General features: G+C 36.8%; 21 protein-coding genes, 1 tRNA gene and 2 pseudogenes. 16 read left to right on the forward strand and 8 right to left on the reverse strand.

Annotation, left to right across the window (positions count from 1 at the left end; genetic code table 11):
* Positions 1–228 (forward strand): annotated as a pseudogene (locus HE1_RS00615) (IS1 transposase); the annotation flags it as partial.
* Positions 229–830: 602 nt separating this feature from the next.
* On the opposite strand, the gene HE1_RS00620 reads toward HE1_RS00615, so the two are convergent.
* On the reverse strand, positions 831–1,199 hold the full coding sequence (locus tag HE1_RS00620; protein ID WP_035543442.1) for a hypothetical protein: 369 nt from the start codon (positions 1,197–1,199) through the stop codon (positions 831–833).
* A 170-nt stretch (positions 1,200–1,369) separates the two neighbouring features.
* Here HE1_RS00620 and HE1_RS00625 point away from each other — a divergent pair, with 170 nt between their 5' ends.
* The gene (locus HE1_RS00625; RefSeq protein ID WP_035543444.1) at positions 1,370–3,166 is read left to right on the forward strand and encodes an ABC transporter ATP-binding protein; all 1,797 of its coding nucleotides are present in this window, start codon (positions 1,370–1,372) and stop codon (positions 3,164–3,166) included.
* 290 nt (positions 3,167–3,456) lie between these two features.
* Here the strand turns inward: HE1_RS00625 and HE1_RS00630 are convergent, their stop codons facing one another.
* Complete coding sequence (locus HE1_RS00630) at positions 3,457–4,209, reverse strand: cytidylyltransferase domain-containing protein (RefSeq protein WP_006304259.1); 753 nt, start codon at positions 4,207–4,209, stop codon at positions 3,457–3,459.
* A 254-nt stretch (positions 4,210–4,463) separates the two neighbouring features.
* Here HE1_RS00630 and proS point away from each other — a divergent pair, with 254 nt between their 5' ends.
* Together proS and HE1_RS00640 are read left to right on the forward strand one after the other, a co-directional pair.
* Positions 4,464–5,780, forward strand: a complete 1,317-nt coding sequence (gene proS, locus HE1_RS00635) for a proline--tRNA ligase (protein WP_024161409.1) — start codon at positions 4,464–4,466, stop codon at positions 5,778–5,780.
* A gap of 25 nt (positions 5,781–5,805) precedes the next feature.
* Positions 5,806–7,164 carry a UDP-N-acetylmuramoyl-tripeptide--D-alanyl-D-alanine ligase gene (locus HE1_RS00640; RefSeq protein ID WP_035543446.1) on the forward strand — a complete coding sequence of 453 codons (1,359 nt, stop codon included), beginning with the start codon at positions 5,806–5,808 and terminating at the stop codon, positions 7,162–7,164.
* A 268-nt stretch (positions 7,165–7,432) separates the two neighbouring features.
* On the opposite strand, the gene infC is transcribed toward HE1_RS00640, so the two are convergent.
* The 4 genes from infC to HE1_RS00660 form a co-directional block, all read right to left on the reverse strand.
* Positions 7,433–8,017 (reverse strand): translation initiation factor IF-3, encoded by a 585-nt coding sequence (gene infC / locus HE1_RS00645; protein WP_006304254.1) that lies wholly within the window; start codon positions 8,015–8,017, stop codon positions 7,433–7,435.
* A 15-nt stretch (positions 8,018–8,032) separates the two neighbouring features.
* Complete coding sequence (thrS, locus tag HE1_RS00650; RefSeq protein ID WP_035543449.1) at positions 8,033–9,907, reverse strand: threonine--tRNA ligase; 1,875 nt, start codon at positions 9,905–9,907, stop codon at positions 8,033–8,035.
* Between the two features lie 404 nt (positions 9,908–10,311).
* A tRNA-Thr gene (locus HE1_RS00655) sits at positions 10,312–10,386 on the reverse strand.
* Positions 10,387–10,489: 103 nt separating this feature from the next.
* The gene (locus HE1_RS00660) at positions 10,490–11,104 is read right to left on the reverse strand and encodes an alternative oxidase (RefSeq protein ID WP_006304251.1); all 615 of its coding nucleotides are present in this window, start codon (positions 11,102–11,104) and stop codon (positions 10,490–10,492) included.
* A gap of 511 nt (positions 11,105–11,615) precedes the next feature.
* Between HE1_RS00660 and atpD the strand changes: the two genes are divergently transcribed.
* From atpD to HE1_RS09495, 10 genes and pseudogenes are all read left to right on the forward strand, one after another.
* Positions 11,616–13,064: a F0F1 ATP synthase subunit beta gene (gene atpD, locus HE1_RS00670; RefSeq protein WP_035543479.1), complete on the forward strand. Its 1,449-nt coding sequence runs from the start codon at positions 11,616–11,618 to the stop codon at positions 13,062–13,064.
* Between the two features lies 1 nt (position 13,065).
* Complete coding sequence (locus HE1_RS00675) at positions 13,066–13,410, forward strand: ATP synthase F1 subcomplex subunit epsilon (protein ID WP_006304241.1); 345 nt, start codon at positions 13,066–13,068, stop codon at positions 13,408–13,410.
* A complete protein-coding gene (gene rnc, locus HE1_RS00680) occupies positions 13,400–14,113 on the forward strand; it encodes a ribonuclease III (RefSeq protein WP_006304240.1) in 714 nt (237 codons plus the stop codon). Before HE1_RS00675 ends, rnc begins: the two co-directional genes overlap by 11 nt.
* A gap of 114 nt (positions 14,114–14,227) precedes the next feature.
* A complete protein-coding gene (era, locus tag HE1_RS00685; protein ID WP_006304239.1) occupies positions 14,228–15,124 on the forward strand; it encodes a GTPase Era in 897 nt (298 codons plus the stop codon).
* Complete coding sequence (locus tag HE1_RS00690) at positions 15,117–15,890, forward strand: lysophospholipid acyltransferase family protein (protein ID WP_052567145.1); 774 nt, start codon at positions 15,117–15,119, stop codon at positions 15,888–15,890. The genes era and HE1_RS00690 overlap by 8 nt, the downstream gene beginning before the upstream one ends.
* A gap of 134 nt (positions 15,891–16,024) precedes the next feature.
* Positions 16,025–16,216 carry a hypothetical protein gene (locus HE1_RS00695; protein WP_006304237.1) on the forward strand — a complete coding sequence of 64 codons (192 nt, stop codon included), beginning with the start codon at positions 16,025–16,027 and terminating at the stop codon, positions 16,214–16,216.
* Positions 16,207–16,302 (forward strand): hypothetical protein, encoded by a 96-nt coding sequence (locus tag HE1_RS09490; RefSeq protein WP_242837162.1) that lies wholly within the window; start codon positions 16,207–16,209, stop codon positions 16,300–16,302. The genes HE1_RS00695 and HE1_RS09490 overlap by 10 nt, the downstream gene beginning before the upstream one ends.
* 156 nt (positions 16,303–16,458) lie before the next feature.
* Entirely contained in the window at positions 16,459–16,680 is a 222-nt protein-coding gene (locus HE1_RS07905) for a hypothetical protein (RefSeq protein WP_035543456.1), read from the forward strand.
* Entirely contained in the window at positions 16,673–16,870 is a 198-nt protein-coding gene (locus HE1_RS10155) for a transposase (protein ID WP_373279891.1), read from the forward strand. The genes HE1_RS07905 and HE1_RS10155 overlap by 8 nt, the downstream gene beginning before the upstream one ends.
* Positions 16,871–16,891: 21 nt before the next feature.
* Positions 16,892–17,522, forward strand: a pseudogene (locus tag HE1_RS09495) (transposase family protein); the annotation flags it as partial.
* A 649-nt stretch (positions 17,523–18,171) separates the two neighbouring features.
* Here the strand turns inward: HE1_RS09495 and HE1_RS10160 are convergent.
* Positions 18,172–18,291 (reverse strand): winged helix-turn-helix domain-containing protein, encoded by a 120-nt coding sequence (locus HE1_RS10160; protein WP_075260355.1) that lies wholly within the window; start codon positions 18,289–18,291, stop codon positions 18,172–18,174.
* A gap of 217 nt (positions 18,292–18,508) precedes the next feature.
* Between HE1_RS10160 and dusB the strand changes: the two genes are divergently transcribed.
* Both dusB and HE1_RS00715 read left to right on the forward strand, forming a co-directional pair.
* Complete coding sequence (dusB, locus tag HE1_RS00710) at positions 18,509–19,507, forward strand: tRNA dihydrouridine synthase DusB (protein WP_035543461.1); 999 nt, start codon at positions 18,509–18,511, stop codon at positions 19,505–19,507.
* Positions 19,504–21,675 (forward strand): ATP-binding protein, encoded by a 2,172-nt coding sequence (locus HE1_RS00715; RefSeq protein WP_035543463.1) that lies wholly within the window; start codon positions 19,504–19,506, stop codon positions 21,673–21,675. The genes dusB and HE1_RS00715 overlap by 4 nt, the downstream gene beginning before the upstream one ends.
* 255 nt (positions 21,676–21,930) lie before the next feature.
* On the opposite strand, the gene HE1_RS00720 is transcribed toward HE1_RS00715, so the two are convergent.
* Positions 21,931–22,272: transposase (locus HE1_RS00720; protein ID WP_035543465.1), on the reverse strand; the 342-nt coding region annotated here is incomplete at its 5' end.

Here is a 22,272-nt window from a genome sequence, read left to right on the forward strand (position 1 = left end):
ATCATTGGGCAGATTTTAATAAAATTATTCCAAGCCCCCGCCTCTTTCAGGGAAAAGATAAAACATTTTCCATTGAACAAAATAACGCTCCACACCGCCATTGGTTTGCAAGATTTCTCCCCCCTTGCAAATACACGATCACTTGAAATGCTGGAGGTAACACTGCGTATTTTTGCGGCACTTCACGTCAATAAAACATTGAAAATTGATCGTGCTATCTTTGGTTGAAGGTTTCTTATTTTTTTCTTCCATCTACTGAGTGTTGCTGTTGAAATCTTAAATCTTTCGGAAAGTTTACTATAGCTTTCTCCTTCTGATTAAAGCTTAAGTGCTTTTTTACGAAATTGAACAGAGTATGTCATGTTTTTATTTTTTTGATTCATACTCTAACTCAATTCTCAACTCATTTCCATGGCTTTTTTATCCGATCTTAAGCTATATTTGTAGAAGGATAAGATAGCATTGATCATGGATTAAGCAGAGTTTATACTTGCCACCCTATTCACCTGAGTTGCCCCCTATAGAGAGGTTGTGACTACATATCAAGCAAAACATCCCGAATATTTCGATGTACGAGACAATACAAAATCTTGAAAATAAGTTGTGCCAATTCATGCAGACGCTGCCTGATGTTGCAGTGCGGTCAATTTGTAATGTAACCTATCTATCCATTTAGTAATGGGATCTGGTATTGGGCATCATCCAATGCAAGAAAAGTACAACAGTTTTTCTGCGTACCCATATTGATGAACCTTCCAATTTCGGTCTTTCATTAATTCTTTTACAAGCTCTTGGCTGTTGACTGAAATTCTTTAACTTATTTTTTTTCCTCAGAAAGCTGTTTTTTCGCAGATAAATTCACGAAATTTCATGGGACCAAAAACGAAATAATGTGCACGAAAAGCCATAATGGCAACCTTTGAAAGTTTTTCGATACAATTTATACTTTCTATCAAGATGCGTCTATCTTTTTCTTTTTTTAAACGAGATAGCTTGTCTTTCAAAATTTCAATACTCATGCAAAGCGTATAACACTGCATGCGAATACGATCTCCATCTTTATCAAGCGCAAGAGGCATTGCAACAAACAAGATATCCTTACACGTCACCGGCGCAAGCAAATGATCTGAAATTGTGTCACAATATCCTTTGCTTCCCGTAAAAATTGCTATAAAAATATACGCATAAAAAAACCGCACAGCACAAAAAATTCAACAGCCAACATCTAAAAGATACATTGAATTCTAGGTAATTTTTTTTAAGGTTAATATAAACAAAAATTTTATTAGCAGTGTGTCTTTTTAACCCTCCTTGATTTTAAACCTGCATCAATCATAATTGTAAATAAGCTTTTTTTAATTAGTGCGTTATGCAAGAACCTGTCTGTACGTCCCGTGTAGCGTTTTGTCAACTCGTCAGTTTTTTATGGAAATGTTGCCTATATACACCTTGGTGTGCTTTATTTCTAATTTTGTGTCCATTGCTTTGGGCAGCAGAGTTGTCTTTGATTCCTTATGCTATTGGGAAATTTTTAGATTGCCTTCATCCTCGTGTTAGCTATCAAGAGGTGCTGGGCCCGGTGCTCATTTTTTTTTCTGCACTACTAATGGTTCTTTTCTCGTATCGTCTTTTTAACTATATGATAGGCATTCGCATGGTTCCAAAATTACGATCTCGCTTGGCAGGTTTGGGGCTGCAGGGAGTTTTTAATATGCCCTATTCCGCACTTAAAGAGGAACTTCCTGGAAAAATTTCAGGAAAAATCTCTGATTTACCAAAAGTTATTCCAGAGCTATTAGAAATGTTCTGTTGGAAAGTTCTTGCTCCTTTAATCGCGCTTACGCTGAGTTTAATCCTTTTGAGCCAAAAAGATAAAATTTTTGCGCTAATCACTTTTTTTTGGGCTGTTCTTTTTATTACTGGAAATTTAGTAATGGTTCCCTATTTAATTCAACGGTCTGCGAATTTTGCTCAGTATGGGAATCAAATTTTAGGAGTGATTTCTGATTCTGTGTTAAATGTTTTTACAGTAAAAATATATACCAGTGAAGAAAAAGAAGAAAACTATTTACAGCAAAACTGTAAAAAAGGAGAAAAATCAGAAAGACAATTGCAATGGGCATATTTTTTTTTACATCTGTGTTTGTCTTTACTTTACGTTATAACACTGACGGTAACACTATACGTTGCTTTTCATCGCTTTAAAAAAGGAAAAATTTCTATAGGGGATTTGGCCGTAGTTATGAATCTTAATCTTGGAATTTCACATGTATTATGGGAAAGTAGTTTTGAATTCAGTCGTATCGCTCAACATTTAGGGCGTATGAAACAAGTACTGGAAATGTTTTATGTACCACCAAAATTTATTCAAAACTTTCCTGAAAAAGGACAAAAAAATGTAAAAGCCGTTATTTTTCAGCACCCTCCCTCTGTGCGTTTTGATCATGTCACCTTTTCTTATTCTCAAGAGGTCTCTTTATTTGAAAATCTTTGCCTTACCATCAATGCTGGAGAAAAAGTTGGGCTTGTGGGATATTCTGGCGCTGGAAAAACATCCTTTGTTCAACTGATGTTAGGACTTTACCCTGCCCATTCAGGAAAAATTTTAGTCAATGACATCCCTATTAATGATATGAATCTTCAATTTTTTTATCAAAACATTACTTTTATTTCCCAAAATCCACAATTCTTTCGTCGCACGATTTGGGAGAACTTAATTTATGGAAGTGAAAATGCTACCTTGGAACGTGTGAACTATGCTTGTAAGCAAGCGGGAATTTTTGACCGCATTCAAGGACTTCCTAATGGCTATCAAACACTTTTAGAAGATCAGGGGGCTCCCCTTTCTGGAGGGGAAAAACAGCGTCTAAGCATTGCAAAAGCCTTTTTAAGAAACTCTCCTCTTTTGATCCTTGATGAGGTCACTGCTCAGCAAGACGCGCTTACAGAGCAAAGTATTCAGTTAGCATTGCACGAATTAATGAAAAATAAGACCTCTATTGTTATTGCGCATCGCTTAAAGGTTGTAACACTTATAGACCGTCTTTTTGTGTTTAATAATGGGAAGATCGTTCAAACAGGACCTCATCACCTTTTGCTTCAACAAAACGGACTGTATAAAAAACTTTGGGAGGCTCAGAATTCTCTCACTTCTCTGAAAAAATAAAAAATAGGTAAGATATTAGGTTAAGAGTTAATTTTTTTCTTAAGAGTATCTGCTCTTTTTTAGCTATTCTATAAAGTAAGAGCATTTTACGCCTAACTCTCAAAGTAAGGGAGATGACGCCGGATTGTATTATCAAAAGATCACTATATTTTTGAAAATTAAAACACAAAAGTCTTAAAGTTTTTTACAAGATAGAGCTGAAAATATCATTTAACTGTTACAAAAAATGAAAAAATACAAACACTGTTTACACCCAAAATACATTAATAACAATCGTTTACTTCCCTTTCTTATTGATCCTCACTTTCTGTTCCCTTTTCTAAAAAATTCTTAACCTTCTCTAAATCTTCTGAGGTATCTACACACATGTATGGAGCACTTTCAAAAGCTTCAGCAGCCCAGATAGAATGTCCATTGTCCAGAAATCGCAACTGTTCTAACGATTGTTCTTGCTCTCTAAGGGAAGGAGGCCACGCTCTAAATTGTTTTAATGCCAAAGGACGAAATGCATACACCCCCCAATGATTTCGGTAAGTCATAGAAGGGTCTGGTATTTCTATAGCACGCTTAAAATCAACGCATCGCCAATACCCATGAAGAGCGCACGTCGTACACAACGCCTTTACTTTAGAAGGAATAGATAAAATCTCTTGATTTTTCATCTTGCTAACAGCTGTCACCACGCTTACTTCTGGAAAACAAAAAGGAGCAAAAAGCTGATAAAAAATTCCTGTATCTAATACCGGTGTATCGCCTTGAACATTAATGATTACATCGAATTGATCCCATGCCTCCCTAATCTCTAAAGCCTGAGCTATACGATCTGTTCCTGTAAGACATTTTCCTGTCTTAACTCTATGCGCTTTAGGAAATAAAGATCCAATTTCATCATCATCATAAGCCACCCACACTGGGGCAATATCCGCATTTTGAACGTTTTCAAAAACCTTTTGAATCATAGGAATGCCTTGGAGTTTTACCAAAGGTTTCTTAGGAAGTCGCGCAGATTCTAACCGAGAAGGAATGACAATAAGCAAACGCATACAGAAGATCTATATTCAAAAAATAGTATCTAAGATGTTCTCATGATTTTTTTTAATTACAAGCAGATGTAAAAAAATGCAAAAAATTATTTAATTTCGCTTGCCTTTATTAATGCTTTAAATATTTTTCTCTAAAAGGCAAATCAAATGACAGAAATTAATACCTATGTTTTTTGTCTAATGATCTACAGATTGTCAAAGAATTGGAGGTTTGCTATGATGCAGAATAAGTGGGGATGAAAGGAGTCAGTTTTGTGAAGACAAGTCAATATTTTTTACCCGTGTTGAAAGATGCACCTTCAGAAGCCAGCACAGCGTCTCATCGCTGGATGTTGCAGTCTGGTATGATCCAGAGCACTGTTTCTGGAATTTACACTTGGCTTCCTCTTGGTCTTCGGGTATTAAAAAAAATTAAAACCATTATTCGACAAGAACAAAATGCTATCGGAGCAATTGAAATGTTAGCTCCTACTTTGCAACCGGCCACACTATGGCAAGAAAGCGGTCGCTATGACGATTATGGTCTGGAAATGTTGCGTGTTAATGATCGGCATAAGCGTTTGTTAGTGTACGGCCCTACTGCAGAAGAAGTATTCGTGGATGTTGTTCGTCGCTGTATCCAAAGTTACAAAGCGTTTCCCCTTAATCTGTACAATATTCAGTGGAAATTTAGAGACGAAGTCCGCCCGAGATTTGGGGTAATGCGAGGACGAGAGTTTTTGATGAAGGATGGATATTCTTTTGATCTCACACCACAGGCATCTAAAGAAACATATTGTAAAGTTTTCCGCTCTTATATGAGAGCGTTTTACCGCATGGGACTTTCTGTAATTCCGCTTCGCGCCAACACCGGCCCTATCGGAGGGGATTTTAGTCACGAATTTCATGTTGTTGCAAAAACAGGAGAAAGTGCGTTATATTATGATTCGGTTTTAGAAAATCGAACCCCTCCTCGTTTTGAGATATCGGATTTTGAGGAAGTGTACGCCATGGTAGATGAAAAGCATCTTCCAGAACAATGTAGGGTTCCTGCAGAACAATTGAAAATCGCTCGAGGCATTGAAGTAGGACACATTTTTCACTTTGGTGATAAATATTCTTCCTCTATGAATGCGCAAGTTTCTTCAAAAAACGGGGAAGTGGTCAATCTTCAAATGGGATCTTACGGTATTGGTGTGTCACGTTTAGTGGGGGCTATTATTGAGGCGTTTCATGATGAAGCAGGACCGCAATGGCCTTTATCAATTTCTCCATTTTCTTTGGGAATAATACATATTCAGGAAAATCTGGAATCTAAAGCAGAAGATCTTTATTGTAAAGTTAAAGACTTAGGGATTGAAACGCTTTGGGAAGACCGTCCGTTAAGTCCTGGAGAAAAATTTGCTTTAATGGATATGTTAGGTCTTCCTTTTCAGGCTATTTTAAGCGAAAAGAATCAAAAAAATAGCCAGATAGAAGTTAAAGTTCGAAAAACCGGGGAACGGTATTGTTTTTCTTTAGACAAATTTTTAGAATGGCTCCACTTGAACTGCAGTGAGCAGATTTCTTTGCCTGAAACCATCAAAACATAAGTAACGTCAACACAGAGAATGAATGATGAATTTTTTTACTGCAAACAAAATCGAAACCTCTTATGACGGTATATCATCGCTTCCCCCTTACAGTGGAGTTAGTATTGATACAAGGACATTAATGCCGGGAGAGTTATTTATTGCTCTAGATGGAAACAACTTTAAAGGACATCAGTTTGTACAAGAAGCCTTAAAAAAGGGAGCGTGCGCAGCTGTGCAGTCATTTGAGGCACCTTTTGTGGACTCTCGTGTATTTTTAGTAAAAGATCCTTTAGCCGTATTGCAAAATATTGCACAACAGCACCGAAAAATAATAAAAGGAGTATGTTATGCAGTCACGGGCAGTGTGGGAAAAACGACTACAAAAGAAGGATTAGCTCATGTTTTGAAACATTTTGGAAAAACATATGCTTCTGCCTCAAGCTATAACAATCATATTGGGGTTCCTTTAAGTATAGCTAATTGTCCTGCAGAAACTCAGTATACGGTTTTTGAAATCGGAACAAATCATCCAGGAGAAATATCTCCCTTAGTTTCTTATGTCAATCCAGATGTTTCTGTTTTAACATCGATTTGTGAAGCGCATATTGAAAATTTTGAAAATTTACAGTCTATTGCGCAAGAAAAATTTGAAATTTTTTCTGGAAAAATTGGGATTTTACCTACACACTGTCCTTTTAAAGCATTATTAGATCAAAAAGACATTCATTGGATAACCTATGGGATGAACGAAGGTGACGTCCATGTAGAATATTTAAACGAAGTGAATTCTATTTTACGGGTAAAGACGCCTTGGGGGGCCCTAACCTATCGCCCTTCTTCTTTTTGTCCGCACTGGATTGAGGGAAATTTAGGAATTTTGGCAGCTCTTTTATCGGAAAAAATAGACCTTCAAAAAGCTGCCGAATCTTTGTCTTCTTTTTTTCCACTGAAGGGGCGTGGAGCTCTTATGCATTATGACACGCTAAATATTACTTGCATTGATGAAAGTTATAACGCCGCACCTCTTGCTATGCGCGCATGCATTCAGGCTTTTGGTGTACGTGATGTACCGGGAAGAAAAATTTTACTTCTTGGAGAAATGGGAGAATTAGGAGATCACGGACCTAAATTACATAAAGATCTTACGAATTATATCGAAAATGTAAAGGCCGCCCATATTTTTTTAGTAGGAAAGCTTTTTGAAGAAAGTGCGAAAATTCTTTCTAAAAAAGGGCACAGTGTTTACTGGGGAATGGAAATTTTTTCTTTATTTAATGCGTTAAAATCTCTTTTAATTTCATCAGATACACTTTTGGTAAAAGGAAAAAATGCAGCAAAAATGAATAAAATTTTCCAATTTTTAGAAGAGTGGAACAACTCTAAAAAAAATCAAGAAATTTAATTTTTAATTTATACCTGAAAAGCAAGGTGGTAAAGTTGTGAAGTAGAAAATTTTTTTATTTACATCTGTTGATACTTCAAAACTTATCTTATCTAAAAAAATATATGTAAAAATTTCGAATTTTACAAAAAAAAATCAACAATTTTTTAAAAAAAATAATATAAAATAACAATGGTGAGCTTTTACTTTTTACTTCTTACTGAAAAAACACTAGCCTTACAAAATTTAATCATAAAAATAAAAAAAGTAATTTCTCACCCTAACCGCGCTATACGCTTTTGTTTTCTTGAGGCTCATCCAAAGAAGAAACCTTTTTTTGATCTTTTAAGGGGGCGATGACCACTCTGACACGACGCCCTTCTTTTTTAGCCCCCTGCTCTACCTTTCCTTGACCCGCTATATCTAAAATAAATCGATCCGCCATCAATCTTCCGGGATCTTTTAGTGGGTCATCAGAAAATTGGCACCGTCCTTTAATTTGAACAACAAGCTGAACTTTATCCCCTTCTTGAAGAAACTCAATAGCCCGCCTTAACTTCACCTTATAATCATTTTCTTGAGTCTTTTGCGTCAGTTGAATCTCTTTAACAGAAACGCGCTGCTGCTTTTTTTGTAACTCTGCCCGACGTTTCTTTTCTTGATAAATCATCCGTCCGTAATCACAAATTTTGCACACCGGAGGTTCTGCCGTAGAAGCAATCTCCACCAAATCCAAATTTTGCTTTCGTGCCATTTCTATGGCATCCCTGAATGAAAATATTCCAAGCTGATGCCCTTCCGCGCTTACTAAACGTACACGAGAGGCTCGAATTTCTTGATTACACTTCAAAGATTTTTGAGATTTAACTTCCACATTTCCTCCTTTTATTTATAAAACCTTTTTCTTTAAAACTGCTTCTTGAAATATATCTAACACACTGGAAACTGTTAACGTTTGTTCGCTTTGCCCAATACGTAAATTAATGCATCCACTTGATGCCTCTTTAAGCCCCACGATTCCAATGCTTGCCACCTTTCTTACGCTATGGTAGCGAATTTTATTACTAATTTTTTCGTTTTTGCAGTCTAACTCTACCCGAATCCCTGCTTCTTTTAACTGCTCCCAGACCCTAACTGCATAGTCTTGAGCTTTTTCACTGATACTGCAAACAACAATCTGCACAGGAGCCAACCAAAAAGGAAGCCTTCCAGCGTAATGTTCTAACATCACCCCTATAAATCGCTCAAAAGAGCCTAAAACAGCACGATGTAAAATCACCACTGGCTTTTGATCTCCACACGCATCAATGTAATATGCCTTAAGCCGCTCTGGTAATACAAAATCCACTTGCAACGTTCCGCACTGCCAAAGCCTTCCCAGACTATCTTTCAATGCAAATTCTAATTTTGGGCCATAAAATGCCCCTTCTCCTGGATGCAACGTATAGGAAAGATTAGATTTTTCTGCTCCCTTTCTTAGACTTTCTTCTGCTTTGTCCCATATGGAATCGTCTCCAAGGCGTTTTTTTGGGCGCGTTGCAAACCTCACCAAGACATCATCAAACCCCAAGTCAGTGTAAATGTTTTTTAAGATATAGCAAAATTTTTCAGTTTCATCAGAAATTTGATCTGGAGTGCAAAAAATATGCGCATCATCTTGGATAAAATTCCTTGCTCGCATTAACCCAGAAAGCGCACCGGATGGCTCATTTCTGTGACAGCTTCCAAATTCTGAAAAACGCAAAGGAAGCTCTTTATAACTCTTTATCCCTTGGTTAAAAATTTGAACATGACAAGGGCAATTCATAGGCTTTAGAGAAAAAACACTTCCATCATCATCTAAAACAAACATGTTTTCATGGTACTGATCCCAATGGCCAGAAGCCTTCCACAAAGATTGCCGAACAAGTTGAGGAGTGTTAACTTCTTTATAATCATCTCCCAGACGCTCTCGAATATACTCTTGAAGCAAACGATACACTGTCCACCCATAAGGATGCCAAAACACACACCCAGGAGCCTCATCTTGAAAGTGATAAAGATCCATAGATTTTCCTATCTTTCGATGATCGCGCTTTTCTGCCTCTTGTATGCGATACAAGTAGGATTCTAAATCTTTTCTTTCTGCCCAAGCAGTTCCATAAATTCGTTGCAAAGGCTGCCCTTGGGAATCTCCCCTCCAATAAGATCCAGAAACCCGCAAAAGTTTAAACCCATTCTTCAAATATCCCGTAGACGGACAATGAGGGCCTCGACACAAGTCCACAAACTCTCCTTGAACGTAAACAGAAAGAACTTCATCTTTTGGCAAATCTTGAATAATTTTAGCCTTAAAAGGCTCGTTTTGATTCAAAAAATACTCAATCGCTTCTTCTTTAGACCAATGCTTACGACAAATTAAAAAATTTTCACAAACAATACGATGCATTTCTGCTTCAATTAAGGATAAGTCAGATGGCTGAAAAGGTTTTTCTGTTAAAAAATCGTAGAAAAACCCTTCTTCAATAACAGGACCAACAGCAATTTGAGTGCTTGGGTACAATCGTTTTACCGCTTGCGCCAACACATGGGCAGCAGTATGACGCAACACTTCTACCCCCTTTGGATGAAACCGGTCAATTAAAACTCCTTCCTGACAAGAAGCGTAATCCGCTTCTATCTTTTTTGGACAAAACACAAGATCCAATAAAGCATCCCCCACTTGAAATGCAACATAGCGCATATCAAGATCAGAACTAACTTCGTCTTTATTCCATTCTTGCATCGACTTTTCCTTCACTTTTAAGGCGTGTCCTAATCAGATTTCAAAGCTATTATGACCAGGCTTCTTAAATATTGCAAGGCTACACCTGCACATTCAAATATCAAAATCAAAAAATAGAACGAAAATTTAATTTCATTTGAGTTCTTTTGATAACGCATCGCACACTACCGATGGATGCATTTGTTTTACCATTCTAATTATAAACAGACTATTCCTTTATTATCACAAGTTTCGTTTTTACACAAAAAAATCTTAAGAATCAATTCTAGATTTACTTAATCTTTCTTCTTAAAACCTATTTACATTTTTTTCTTAAACACAACAACCAAACATCAACTCATCAGTCAAATAAGTTCTTCCAAAGATAACACCTAACGTAAAACCGAAAAATAAAAAAAAGATTTTGGTGCCGTAGAAGAGAATCGAACTCTCGACCACACCCTTACCAAGGGTGTGCTCTACCCCTGAGCTACCACGGCATTTTCTTAAGGATGCCATGATAAAAGAAAAAATACAAGTGCCTTTTGCGTAAATCCCCCCCCTGCTCTTGGCGCTTTTCGCAATAATTTCTTAGAAATCAACTTATTTTTTACCAGAAAATGGATTGTCGGCAAATCTGTGATTTGTGTCCCGATGCCGAATTTCATCTTGAATAACAACTTCTATCACCTCTTTTAAGCGTGCATTTGGCAATAAATTCCAGTACTCTATAGCAAGCATTGGGGCTGGGATATTTTCTACCTCCCCTTCTTCAATCGCTTTTAAGTACTTGTTGTAGCTATAAATCGCTTCTTCTTCAAAATATCCCACCATACGATGGGCAGTATAAGGAGAAAAAAGATACAGCAAAAAGAAAAATACAAAAAATCCAAACTGCCCACTGTAAATCATAACTTTTTCTTTCCAGCCTAAAGGCAGGATTTCACAAAAAACTTGATAGTGCATACGCTCGTTTTCCGCTTCTGAATGTAATGCATGAATTCTTCCAAAATCTCCCCACTGTTTACGAATCGATTTAAGATGAATAAACAATCCCCCCACTATACCGGGAATTGCTGCAATCGTTTCAATAACTAAAGCTCGACGGTCATGTCGACGACGAAATACGATATCTGCCCCCCAACGAAAAATTCTACAAAAGCCTAATGCGATATAGTCTGAAAAATTAACAGGCTTGCGATGCGATTCATTAGACAAAATATGTTCCCCCCTTTAAAATATTTCTTGATAATGTTATTTTGCACATTTTACATAAATACCAGATTTTTCATTTCAAAATTGTTTATTTTTATATTTTTTTCTTCATTTGTTTTGAACAGGCTAATAGGCCCTTTACTTCAGATAAAACCATATTTTAAAGAAAAATTAAATACCGTAAAAATGGATAGTTTTAAATTTTTTCTGATTTTTTTAAATAAAACAATACCTATTATTTTCAACTATTTTACAAAATATAAAGTAAGTTCAATTTTTCATTTTCTAGATAAATTATTTTATCAAATTTTTACCAAGCATTAATATTAAAATTTTATAGTTTTATCCAAAGTCGATCTTTTCTTTGTTATGTAAAGACGCTACAATAATTTTTATATATGGTCTCACAAGAAGTTTTATGATGCAAATCAGAATACTTCGTTATTTAGTGTAATTTCAGGGAAAACCTTTTATGGACGATAATTTTATGGATTTATTAGAACCTTTTTCACCAATGCCGAACTCTTCACCAGATTTTGACTCTTGTACAGGGCATGTAGTACAGGTTATCGGGTCTGTTGTAGATGTTAAATTTTCCAGTACACTTCCCAAAATTTTGGATGCTCTAGTAATGGAATCTTTTCAAGAAAACGCTTCGCCTGTTGTACTGGAAGTTGCGCAACATTTGGGAGAAGATGTCGTAAGAACTATTTCCATGTCTTCTACTGATGGAATGGTGCGTGGATTAAAGGTATACAGCACTGGGAAACCTATTCAAGTTCCCGTGGGAAAAAATACACTAGGGCGCATCATGAATGTGACAGGACAAGCAATCGATGACGGTCCTGAGATTGAAAGTCAAGAAAAATGGTCTATTCATCGTCCTGCTCCAACTTTTTTAGATCAAAATCCAAAACGAGAGCTTCTTTTGACGGGCATTAAGGTTGTAGACCTTATCGCTCCTTACGCTAAGGGAGGAAAAATTGGCCTTTTTGGGGGGGCCGGTCTAGGAAAAACCGTTTTAATTACAGAACTAATCCATAACGTTGCAAAAAGTCATAAGGGGTATTCGGTATTTACAGGCGTAGGAGAAAGAAGTAGAGAAGGAAAAGATCTATACCAAGAAATGATTAGTTCGGGAGTGATCCAGTTAGAAGGAGAATCTCAAGTCGCCCTTGTTTTTGGTCAAATGAATGAACCTCCCGGGGCGCGAGCACGCGTAGCGTTAACCGGATTAACTCTGGCAGAATATTTTCGTGACGTTGAAGGACAAAATGTTTTGTTGTTTATAGACAATATTTTCCGATTTACTCAAGCAGGCGCAGAAGTATCAGCACTGTTAGGGCGTATTTCTTCTGCTGTGGGATATCAACCCACGTTAAGTACCGAAATGGGAGCTCTTCAAGAGCGCATTACCAGTACAATTCGTGGGTCTATTACCAGCGTGCAAGCTATTTATGTTCCTGCCGATGATTTGACAGATCCAGCACCAGCCACTTCTTTTACACATTTAGACGGAACCATTGTTTTGGATCGCCGCTTGGTAGCAAAGGGAATTTATCCTGCAGTGGATCCCTTAAATTCCAGTTCGCGAATTTTGGAACCAGAAGTAGTGGGGGCCCATCACTATAAAGTAGCCACTGGAGTGCAAGAAACACTGCAAAAATATCGCTCTTTGCAGGATATTATTGCCATTTTGGGAATGGATGAGCTTTCGGAAGAAGACCGGCTGATCGTAAGTAGAGGAAGAAAAATAGAACGCTTTCTTTCTCAGCCCTTTTTTTCCGCAGAAGTTTTTACTGGAATGCCTGGAGCATTTGTTTCTCTAGAAGATACCATATCAGGGTTTGAGAGCATTTTAACAGGGGCATGTGACCATATGCCAGAAGCCGCCTTTTATATGGTGGGAAACTTGGAAGAAGCCCGGTCTAAAGCTCAGCATCTTGCGCGAGAAAAGGTCTAGCATGAACAACAGTCATTCAGTTACGTCTAGTTTTCGCGTTACGTTAAAGCACTTTAACCAGATTGTGTATTCAGGAAGTGTTTTACGTATTATTGTGCCGACTTCTTGTGGTCGCTTTGAAATTTCTTCAGGACATTGTACTTTGTTTCAGGTTATAGATTCAGGGTGGATTGAGGTGTGGGCCGAAGAAGAGTCTACCGCTCTAAAATTTTTATGTACGGGAGGGGTTATAGAAATGTTAAACAATCACGCCGTTTTAGACGCTTTTCATTTGGTAGAAGCGCATCAGCATCAACAAGTAGAAGCTCTTCTTAAAAACCTACACACACTTTATCATGAGCAATAGAGAAAAAATTTTAAATACCTTTCAAGATCAAATAGGATATAAATTTAAAGATCCTCAGTGGTTGAAAAAAGCTTTAACTCACTCCAGTGCGGGGGGAAATGATTTTGAGCGGCTAGAATATTTAGGGGACCGACTATTAAGTTGCGTTATGACGTTGTGGATTTTTTCTACTTATTCACAAGATCGAGAAGGAACTATGACAAAAAGACTGGCGTATTTAGTCAGTGGTCCTCGTATCCATCAAATCGCACTTCAGCTTGGAATACCTGAAGTTCTACATACAGACAAAAGACAAGATCCCAATCAACCTCGTCTTATAATCGATGCGTGCGAGGCTCTAATCGCTGCGATTATGCTGGATTCAGGAGATTTTGTAACATTAGAGCGGTGCATTCATCGATGGTGGGAAAATCTTTTTTTAAAAGCACACCAACTTCCTTTAGAAGCAAAATCCGTTCTGCAAGAGTGGACCCAAAGCAATGGGTATGGCCTTCCAGTATATACGGTTTTGTGTACCACAGGCCCCTATCACAAGCCGTTATTTGAAGTTCAAGTCAATATAGGAAAAAAGCATAAATTTCAAGCATCAGGAGGATCTAAAAAAGAAGCAGAACAAAAGGCTGCTCAGCGTGCACTAAGTGATCTAACCAATTGCGCTTCCTACCATTCTTATTATTCAGGAGAGTATTGTGATCAATCTTGAAATTCTGATAAATTTTACTTTTTTCTTTTTTGTCTTGTTACTGCTTTTCAAGAACGTTTTTCTTAAAAAGTATTATAAGATTTTGTTCTATTTTGATTTTCTTGGAGAAATTTTATGACCTCTTCTTCTCAATTTTGTGGATTAATTGCTATCGTTGGAGCGCCTAATGCTGGAAAATCCAGTCTTATCAATGTATTAGTGAAAAACAAGGTGGCCATTGTATCAGATAAACCCCATACAACTCGTCAAGCGGTTTACGGAATTTCCTGTCATGAAAATTTACAGAGCATTTTTATAGATACTCCTGGCATGGTGCTAACCCCCCAAGATTCGTTGCAAACTTATATGCGAAAAACTTCTCGTCAAAGTTTAAAAGGGGCGGATATTTCAGTTGTAGTTATTGATGTGGATCGCGCGCATCACAAAGCTAACAGACTTCTTTTAAAAGAAAGCATTAAACAAGGAATCCCTACGCTAGTGGCGTTAACTAAAATAGATAATTGGAAGGACAAATCTCGTTTGCTGCCACTTATTGAGTCTTATCGAGATCTTGAATCAGATATCGTTGGATTTTTTCCTATCTCTTGCCACTCACATCAAGGTATTGAAGAATTAGAACTAACGATAAGAAAACTTTTATCTCCTAATTCTTGGATCTTTCCTCCTAATACTGTTACTCAACTTTCTTTTGATGTAACTCTTTCTGAAATTACAAGAGAAAAGCTATTTTTATCCCTACACCAAGAAATCCCTTATAAACTTAACGTAGTTACAGAAAAATGGTATTGGAGGAAAAACAAAAGAAACAAACAAAAAGAGCTTTGGATATGGCAAAATATTGTTGTGGAAAAAGAAGGGCAAAAAAAATTAGTCCTAGGACAAGACGGAAGAAGAATTCGTCATGTGGGACTGTTATCCAGGGAAGAAATACAAAATCAGCACCAGTGCATCGCACATCTTTTTTTACACGTTACCATTAATGCAACCTGGATGGAGCGCTGCTATGGGTAAAAGAGGTCGTTTTATTCGGTTCTTAACTTTAAGTAAACGTATTTTTTTTCATCTTTGCTTTTATATGTTTAATTTTTTTGTTACATTCTTGGGAGCATTAACTCTCCCGTTTTTGTATATGGGGCCAACATCTTGGATATACAAGGTTGCACAATGGTGGTGCAGGTGTCTTTTAGCAAACGCACAAAAGTATTTGGGAATAAGTTGGAAAATCAAAGAGCTTCCCTATGTTCAATCTTCTTCTATTTTTCTAATAGCTTGCGCACACCAATCTGCTTGGGAAACACTGATTTTGACTACTGTGTTTAGAGCTCCTGCATTTGTATTAAAGAATACACTAATGGAGGTTCCTGTGTTGGGGTGGTTTTTTCGTCGCATGGGTATGATTCCCATTCATCGAGGAAAGATAATTTCTAAAACATTTATTCGAAAAGCGCAAGACGTTTTAGAACAAGAACGTTCCATTGTTATTTTTCCTGAAGGGAAAAGAGTTCCTTTTGGAAAGCCGGTAAGGTGTCATAGAGGGATTTTCTTTTTATACAAAACCTTTAATTTACCAGTTCTTGCTTTAAGTTTGAATTCTGGGTTTTTTTGGCCTCCTCGACGTTTTTTTAAAATTTCAGGATGCATTGAAATGCAAGGGCATCCTTTAATTGAACCCGGACTTGATGAGGAAACTTTTTTATCTACATTGTGCACTTTACTTCAAAAAGGAAACGAAAACTTAGCTAAAAATATTCAAAATAAACACTTTTCCAATATTTAAATCCTGATAGTTTTCATCTTTCCGTTATTTTTTAAAACAAAATAAAAAATTTATTGAATTTATTGTTTTATTTTCCATAGATTATAGTCATTCAGCTTGAAAGTGGGACAGAGTGGTGCTGTTTTTAACAGAAAATGACAAAGAGCTACAGCAACGATTTAAGACAAAGGGGAATAGAATATTTAGATGAGGTTGAAGCATCGCAACTATTTAAAATAAGTTTATCAGCGATAGGCAGGTGGCATAAAATTGGCATAGAAAATACAGACAAGAAGGCAGTTATTTTCCTAAGAGGCGTGGTGGATCAGAAAAAAAGATTGACTTAGAAAAGCTTGAAGCGTGCGCCAAAGAAAACAAAGATATGACCTTGAAAAAAGCTGCTCAAGAATTTGGGGTACAATCAGTTGGTTAAAAAGATTAGGCTATAGCTTAAAAAAAGACTTTTCGTACGTGAAAGCAAGCAAATAAAAGCGAAGTAAGGAAAAGCAAAGTCAGTATCAATAATCGATCAAAGATATAGCGTCTCCAAGTCTTGTATATATTGATAAAAGCGGCATTGATAAGCTATGTGCAAAGACAGAAAGCTGGGAAAGAAATAGTGAAAATTTTGTTGAAAAAAAGAGTGGGGAATATGATCAAAGAACAAATAGTATTGTCGGTTTGGTTAATAACAAACCGACAGCACCAATGGGTTTTAACGGATCTTGCAACACAGTATTACACTCCAAGCTTGGGTAGAAAAATTTCTGATCAAGCAACTAAAGCCTGGCCAAGGTGTTATTGTGAATAACTCCTCTTTTCATAAATCCAAGAGAAGTAGAAAATTAATAAAATCTATAAAATACGGTATAATTTTTCTACTGCCTTACTCTCTTGATTTGAATCCAATAGAGAAATTCTGGGATAATATTAAGAGGTGGATTGAATGCAATATACTAAATTTCACCCCCCCTATTCGACGCTATTTCGTGGTTCTTTAACATATCCAATTCAACCTAAATTACTATAGCCAAAGCTATGGCTTAAGCGAAAGCACAACATACGATATAATAAAGTGGATAGAGAATACCCTTATAAAGCACCCTAATTTTGCGCTCCCCGGTTGCAAAGCATTGCTCAAGAGCGATGTGGAGTATGAGGTTATGCTGATAAACGCCACAGAAACACCTATAAAGCGCCCAAAAAAAGGGAAAAAACAAGCAAAGGAAGAATCGCAATAACAAGAAAAAATTATCAGATAAAAAGCAAAGACACACCTTAAAGACGCAAATTGTAGGGGATAAAAAGATAAAACAAGTGACATGTACGGCATTTTCTAATGGAAAACAATTCCTGTTTAAGGAATCTAAAATTATGGCGTATAGAGAATTTAAAGTGATAACAAGGATATCAAGGGATACAAAAGATGCATCGCAAATCCGAATTACCAAAAAAGAAAAGTAAGTCCCCCTTTACCACAAGGGGATAAGAAGAATAAAGAACTCGCGAGCAAAAGAAGAGCCAATGAAAATATCATAGGAATGATTAAGCGATTTAAAATCATAGCAGATGAATATAGAAATAGACGAAAAAAATTTGGGCTAAAAATTCCCCCTCATCTTTGATATTTACAATATGGAGTTACCTAAATGATAGTTTCCAAAGAGGTCTATTGAGCAAATTTTTTTATGTATTTTATTTTCCTTTTCAAGAATCATACCAGATCCCATTACTAAATAGACAGATAGGTTATATTACAAATTGACCGCACTGCAACATCAAGTAGCGCCCGTATGAATTGGCTCAAGTACTTTCAAGATTTTCTATTGTTGCGTACATCTGAGTATTCAGGATGTTGTACTTGATATGTAGCCACAATCTCTCTACAGGGGGTAACTTAGGTGAACAAGGTGACAAGTATAAACTCTTTATATTCTTGGAACCATCAAGTCCTTTGATCTATGCCACCCAGCTTGATCCACGATATGCTCTCTTATCCTTCACAAATACTTTGGCTAGATCAGAAAAATATGTATTCATGCATGCTGAATCACCTCGGCATGATTACACTAAAATTCTCCCCTGTAGCTAATTCAACCGCTCCGTAAAGATAAAAATTCTTATATCAAAGCTTGATTTCCTCCTAGGCCTGGTGATTGCTAAACCAGCCATGCGCTTTTCTAGAATGAGTTCCAGCCCCTTGCTTCATAAAAAAACATGACTCTTGTGGCCTGCGACTTTTCTATAAACTCATTTATATTTTTTTAAACTCAGCTGCCTGTTCTGCTTTTTGTTTAAAATGTTAAGGACGCGGAGTTATATAAGCTAAACCAGGCTTTTTCATCTCTCTATGTGCCGTCGATCTTGCAATAGTGAATTTGAATTGTTCTGCTATTTTTTGCTGAACCCTATCGATAGTCAGTTGGCTATCTTCCTTCTATCCAACCTCTTACTTGCATTCTTTGTATCATTAGGGCGACTTTTTTTCTTACGTTCCGCTGGCGCCTTTGACTTATGTATCTCTATTCATTTAGTTATGGGATTTGGTATCAGTTTATTCTTCTTATGTGGAAATTTTCCTTCTAGATCTTAAAGAAAGTTTCAGCTAAAATTAATTATTAAGTGGATGGTTTTTAGCAATGATATTTCGTCTTAAATTACCCATTTGGAACTCATCGGATCCGTTGATCGTTTTGGCGCCTATGGCAGGGGTAAGTGATTTACCTTTTCGTAAAGCAGTACACGCGTTTGGAGGAATAAGTTTCTCTGTTTCAGAGATGATTGCCAGTCAGTCTATCCTTCGTCAAGCACAAAAAACTTTTCAACGCTCTTTGATGATAAAAGACGAAATTCGAGTTATGCAATTGGCTGGAAACGATCCAAACCTTATGGCCCAAGCAGCGCGTTGGGCAGCAGATCAAGGCGCCCATGCGATTGATTTGAATTTTGGGTGTCCAGCAAAACAGATTGCTGTTAACAGTTTTGCAGGGGCAGCTTTAATGAAAGATGAAAAATTAGCAGAATCTATTTTTAAATCCGTTGTTCAGGCCGTTAATATTCCGATAAGTGTTAAAATGCGCATGGGGTGGGACGCAAAGACATTAAATGCGTCGAACTTGATAAAATTAGCACATAACTCGGGAATTTCATGGGTTACCGTCCACGGCAGAACACGATGTCAGTTTTATAAGGATAGTGCTAATTGGGATTTTATCTCTGAATTGGCAAAAAACTCTCCTTTACCCATCATAGGAAACGGAGATATTGTTGATCTTAAAACTGCAGAACATCACTGGAACACTACAAATATTTCAGGAATCATGGTGGGACGAGGAACTTACGGAAAACCTTGGTTTTTAGCACAAATTTTTCATAAACTTAAAACGGGATGCATATTGGATGCTCCTTCTTTGTCACAGCAACATAAAAGTGTGCGCACTCATATTGAAGATATTTTAACTTTTTACGGAAAAGATCGGGGAGTTCATATTTTACGAAAACATTTAGGATGGTACAGTAAAGGCGCAGCAGGAGCCACAGCCTTTCGTCAGCGTGTTTTTAAAGAAACTTGTCCACAAAACATTTTCAAATATATCGATGCTTTTTATGAAGAGCAAATGCAAGGAGTTCCTGTTTGATTTATAGAAAATTTTTGTGGCTTGGATTTTTTGGATCTGTTTTTTGGTTTGGGTGGTCTTTCAAAAACGATCGTCTTTTTTTAGCCATTATTTTTATCCTTCTTTCCCTTAACGGTGGCGCTTTGTACAGTTTATTACATCGCCAATCTCTTCCAAAAACTCGTGAAGAAAATCGAAAATTTCAGAGAAAAATTGTAAGCCTATGTTCTATGATGGTTGTTGCTCCTTGTTTTTTGATTACTGTATTTTCTTTAATTTTTTTAGAGCTAGGCGTTCAAACTTGGTTTAAAGATCGTGTACGCACCGTAATCAACACCTCTACTCAAGTTGCTGATGCTTATCTTTTAGAGCATAAAAAAATTTTAGAAGAATCTATTATGAAATTGGCTCACACAATTAATACGACTTTTACTATGGAAGGTGTCACATCCAGCCAAGAGCTAAAAAAAAATAATTCCCATGCAAAAAATGTACTTCAAGATTTAAAAGATTTTTTAAATTATATGAGCTCTTTTTCTACCCATCAAGCCATTTTGTTTGAGCGCACCCAAGGAAAAAACAAAATAATTGCAAAAACTCAACAAATTGATGATGTTATCAAGTTTTTAAGTCGTATCACAGCCTCTTACATCAAAAAAGTTTCTTCTAAACGCATTATGTTTTATTTGCACAAAGAGGAAGGCCGAGTTGTGGCTGTTGTTCCACTGTCATTAAAACAATGTTTTTTGCTTATTACTCGACAAGTAGATCCAGCAGTGTTGCATCATGTAGAACACATGAAACACTCTGGAACTGCTTATCAACGAGTTTTTGAAGAACAAAGCGCGCTCATTCAAAAATTTATTATTTTGTTTGTACTTTTTTCCTGTATTCTTTTACTTTTTGCTATTTTAGTCGGTGTAAGCTTTTCAAAACGACTAACGGAACCCATTGGCGCTTTGTTGGCAGCAGCCCAATCTATTCGATTAGGAGAACTTATCCAAGTACAAGATGTTGAACCAGAAGCTATGGAAGAGTTACGCTTATTAATCCAAACGTTCAATGTTATGGTACAAGAAATGCATGCGAAAAAAGAAGAATTAATGGTTATGAATAGAACTCTAGAAGAGCGCAGCCATCGGTTATCCAATGTACTAAAAGGCGTTTCTTCAGGAGTTTTAGGGCTTGAAATGAATGGACGTATTATTTTATCTAACGAACGTGCGCAAAGTTTGCTAGAAAAAACACAAAATATGGAAAATGACTATCTTCAACGTATCTGCGCAGAGTTTTGGGATTTTGTAAAAGAGGCGCATCTTGAACCGGGACAACAAAGCCAAAAACAAATGACCATTTTACAAAATTGCCTACCGCGTATTTATGCGTTGTATGTTCGAGCATGGTCTAATGGAGCAGAATTAACATTGACGTTTGATGACATTACCGAATTAGTAGCAGCACAAAAACGCAGTGTTTGGGAAGATGTTGCAAGAAGAGTTGCCCATGAAGTCAAAAATCCTCTTACGCCTATCGCGCTATCTGCACAACGGCTACAAAGACGTTTTTTGCATTTAGTCAACCAGCCGGAAATCTTTCAAGATTGTGTAGATACAATTGTACGACAAGTTGCGTATATTGACCAATTAATTTCAGAATTTTCCTCTTTTTCCCGCATGACAGAAGCAAAATTGGCGCCATTTTCCTTACATCAAATGCTTCATCGCTTAATCAATTTTCACCAACAAGCGTACCCAGAAATTCAGTTTAGCCTTATAGTGATTGCGTTGGGTGAAAAGGATATGTGGCAAGGTGATGAAGGACAATTAGAACGCGCCTTTAGCAACCTTCTTAAAAATTCCATCGAAGCTATTCAAGACCGCCCCCCTTGTGCATCTTTGCCTTCAGGAAACATAGAAGTTCGGCTAATCCGTCATATCAAGGGAATAACGCTTTCGATAAAAGATAACGGAAAAGGATTAAACTCTGATGCGCCGCTTTTTCTATTTGATCCCTATGTTACAACAAAATCTTACGGTACTGGATTAGGACTTTCTATTGTACAAAGGATTGTGTCAGATCATCATGGAACGTTGACACTTTCACCTTGTGATTTGGGTGCAATAGCAACGTTAGAACTCCCAAATTTAAAAAATTCTTCATTAGATCCATTTCGAAAGTCTGAACATTAAAAGTAGTATATTGAAACGAAGTGCAAATTTTCTAAAGCTATTATTAATAATTTATTTTGAATTAAGAGTTTTAAAGAAGCAAGCAATAACATCGAAAAGCCCATTAAAATTTAGTATATTATGGGGCTGTTGCATGATAGATTTTTAGGCGGAAAATTTTTATAACGGATTCTTTTTTATGATTTTTTATAAATTTAGATAAAGAAAGTCTTTAGACTTATAAAAATGTCCAGATTTAAAGCTCAATAAGTTGTTTTATTTTAATAACGTTGTGAGCCTAAAGCCTAATGTTACGCTCTTTGGTACGTAATCTCTTGTTATCTTGGGAAAAAACACGTTCCAATGGTGACCAATCTTATTATTCTTCTTAACTGCGCAAAAATGCACACGCTTGCGAGCCGCTGCTATTCTGGCTGACCTTGTATAATATTTTGTCTGTATAAACAGCTCCTTGATTTGGCAGTACAGCGATAAACCTTTAGCATCAGTACTATTAGCAGGGGGAATTGCCACCTTGTTTATCATCCCAGACTGAATATCTACTCTGACATGTTTTTTATATCCATACCAAAACTTATTTCCGCCTGCTTGTCCTTT

Source organism: Holospora elegans E1 (assembly GCF_000648275.1).
GTDB classification, from domain to species: domain Bacteria; phylum Pseudomonadota; class Alphaproteobacteria; order Holosporales; family Holosporaceae; genus Holospora; species Holospora undulata_A.